The organism is Arthrobacter sp. H20, assembly GCF_000520515.1.
Classification (GTDB): Bacteria; Actinomycetota; Actinomycetes; order Actinomycetales; family Micrococcaceae; genus Arthrobacter_D.
The window spans coordinates 10,749-13,582 of the sequence record NZ_KI914753.1 but is presented as its reverse complement, the minus strand read 5'-3'; the positions used below and the strand labels follow the sequence as shown (position 1 = coordinate 13,582).

Below are 2,834 nucleotides of genomic sequence, written 5' to 3'. Positions count from 1 at the left end.
TGGCAGAAGTGAGTAGGCGCATCGACGCCCCGGACGCCTAACGGGGCGAGGCCCTCCCGATGATGGAAGTTCTCACACCGCCCATCTGGAAGGCCTCGACGTGTCCCACGCTACCTTTGATGCCCCTGACCTGACCATGTTCTGCCGTCTCGATGACCTCGGCCTCGAAGCGGCCTGGGTTCCGTCCCGCTGGATGGAGTGTCATGACCTGCGGGTGGGATCAAAGGGCCCCCGGATCCGGATCCGGGACCGGCAAAGGACCGGGGGCCGGGGCAGGATCCGGGACCGGGTTTGGTGGCCCTGTTCCTCGCCTGCGGTAACCCAGACCGTGAGTACGTCGCGTGCCGTAGCTCGCCGCTGATACTCGCGCAGCAACGATGTTTTGCCATATCCGCGGGGTGCATGATCGACCCGGAGCCGGCTGACGAGCCGACCGAGGTCAACCAGCGTCGATAAGCGTTCATCGACCTCAGCAAGCTGTTTCGCTCTCCCGGGCACAACACGAGCGACCTCGCCTGGGGTGTATGGACTCGGCTGCATCAATCACCTCGAACTATTTGTTATGAAGTAGGGCTTTCATAACAGTCGATCGGTGATGGTGGCAGAAGTGAGTAGGCGCATCGACGCCCCGGACGCCTAACGGGGCGAGGCCCTCCCGATGATGGAAGTTCTCACACCGCCCATCTGGAAGGCCTCGACGTGTCCCACGCTACCTTTGATGCCCCTGACCTGACCATGTTCTGCCGTCTCGATGACCTCGGCCTCGAAGCGGCCTGGGTTCCGTCCCGCTGGATGGAGTGTCATGACCTGCGGGTGGGATCAAAGGGCCCCCGGATCCGGATCCGGGACCGGCAAAGGACCGGGGGCCGGGGCAGGATCCGGGACCGGGTTTGGTGGAACGGGTGAAGTCGGGTCCGGGGAGCCCGGGACCGGTCCAGGGCTCGGGGGGACAACACCAGTGACCACAAGAAGACGCCGGTAACCACCGACGGCCGGGGGAGCTGTTACCGGGGGGCCGACCCGGTCCTTTATGTCACGATCAAACCAATGGGGACGAACAAGGAGTCAAGAATAGTAATAGTATGACTACTATTCCTACTACTTTTGGAGTGATCCGCTGTGATGAGTGAGAACGTTAGCCCGACAGGGTCTGCCAGGGACAGGGTGTATGCCGCCGCCGAGAAAATCAGTGCTGAGCGTAACCCCACGGTGTCCAGTGTCCGGGAAGCCGCAGGCGTCTCCAACGCCGACGCGACCAGGTATTTGAAGGCGTGGAGGGAAGAGAACGCTGTTGCCGGCTCACGGATCGTTGCTACACCGCAGCCGCTGCTTGAGCAGGCGGCACGGTTGACCGGATCGGTGTGGGCTGATGCTGTGGCGTTGGCCGCCGAGCAGCATGCAGCCCTCGAAGCACGCTGGGCGAAAGAAGGTCAGGACAAAGATACTGAGCTGGGCGAGCTCGTGGCGGACCTCGATCGGATCACCAGCGAAAAGAATGCTCAGGCCGCGGCGTTGAACGCGGAACTCGCAGCTGCTGTGACGCGGGCTGAGGACGCGGAAGGACGTGTACACCAGGCGGAAGCCGCTGCTGTGAGTGCCCGCTCCGACGCGGGCACTCTTGCTAATGATTTGGCAGCCGCGCGTGCCCGCGCCGACACGCTGCAACAAAGCCACGACGCACTCATCCAACGCATCACACCACAAGCCGACGAGACAGGGAACAAAAAGTAAAACGGTGAGGTAGATGCCTGGCGAAGAGAAACCACTAGGCTGAAACCAGGATTTCCTCTCGCAGGGAAAACAAGAAGAAACATCGGGGCCGGTAACTGTGTGGTGCAGGAACCGGCCCCACCACCAGTAAGCGACCCCGCCTGGGTTCAACACCTACGGAGCATGGTCCAGTGAGTACAGCCGAACCCGCCCGGTTTATGACCATCCCCGACGTCGCCCAGGAACTGAACACCAGCACGAGCCAGATCCGCGCACTGATCTGGGTCAGCTCAGAGCCGTCCACCTGTGGGGAGCCGCGATTCTCTCGTGGGGCAGCAATGGCGTCACGTGTGGACAGGTTGTCATCAGTGGCACAATTTCCTTAGTAACCGAAGAAGTCGAGCTCGCCAGCGCCCAGGGCCGCGAACTCGCAGTACGCCACGACGTGGTTTTCCCGCTAGGTATTCTGCTCGATGGGAAGCTGCTCAGTTTCGGTCGACTGTCCGAGAAAAGACTCCCGCGGCGGCTCGTGAAAAAAGTGGGCCCGGGACCTAGTCTACTATGCGCGATAGGGTTTAGTGAAGAGGCAGCCCAATGCGCCGCAGGTGACAAATGTCAGGTGGCGGAGGGTTCAGGGCAAAAGTTCGTCGAATCAATTGACTGCCAGGATATTGTCTTCCCATCTACCCCGCCGGAGGAACTCATCATGATCAGCAGTAGAAAAGTTCTCAGCGTCGCTTTCACCGCAGCCTTAGTTGGAGGGGCAGGCCTCGGGTCTACGGGGGCCGCCGTGGCCTCTTCCGGCCCGGTGTCCCAGTCCGGACCGGCAATGACCACCGAGCAGGTGGCTATCACCATCGATAACTTCGTGTTTACGGGGCCGGGCACGGTCAACCCGGGCGGTGAGATCACGGTGACCAACAATGACACCGAAGCCCATTCGGTGACCGCCGATAACGGTTCCTTCGATGTCACCATCCCGGGTGGGGCTAGCGCCACTTTCACGGCTCCCAGTGAAGCAGGAAGCTATGGGTTCTTCTGCAAATTCCACGGCAACATGAAAAGCTCTCTCACTGTAGGAACCGGAGGCATGGCGCAGATGCACGAGCAGATGATGGCGGACC

General features: G+C 61.3%; 5 protein-coding genes. All 5 read left to right on the top strand.

The features are described from left to right. Positions 1–100: 100 nt before the first annotated feature. Positions 101–361 (top strand): hypothetical protein, encoded by a 261-nt coding sequence (locus tag Y703_RS22750; protein WP_216698912.1) that lies wholly within the window; start codon positions 101–103, stop codon positions 359–361. 338 nt (positions 362–699) lie between these two features. Then, positions 700–906 (top strand): hypothetical protein, encoded by a 207-nt coding sequence (locus Y703_RS22245; protein WP_026553367.1) that lies wholly within the window; start codon positions 700–702, stop codon positions 904–906. 216 nt (positions 907–1,122) lie between these two features. Further along, complete coding sequence (locus Y703_RS0115045) at positions 1,123–1,731, top strand: DNA-binding protein (RefSeq protein ID WP_035765456.1); 609 nt, start codon at positions 1,123–1,125, stop codon at positions 1,729–1,731. Between the two features lie 170 nt (positions 1,732–1,901). Beyond that, a complete protein-coding gene (locus tag Y703_RS22240) occupies positions 1,902–2,096 on the top strand; it encodes a hypothetical protein (protein ID WP_155849557.1) in 195 nt (64 codons plus the stop codon). Between the two features lie 443 nt (positions 2,097–2,539). After that, positions 2,540–2,834 (top strand): cupredoxin domain-containing protein (locus tag Y703_RS21070; RefSeq protein WP_216698911.1); only part of this gene is annotated, 295 nt, incomplete at its 3' end.

Coding starts and splice junctions, on each gene's coding strand:
- Y703_RS0115045 (WP_035765456.1), top strand. CDS start 1,123: ATGAGTGAGAACGTTAGCCCGACAGGGTCTGCCAGGGACAGGGTGTAT.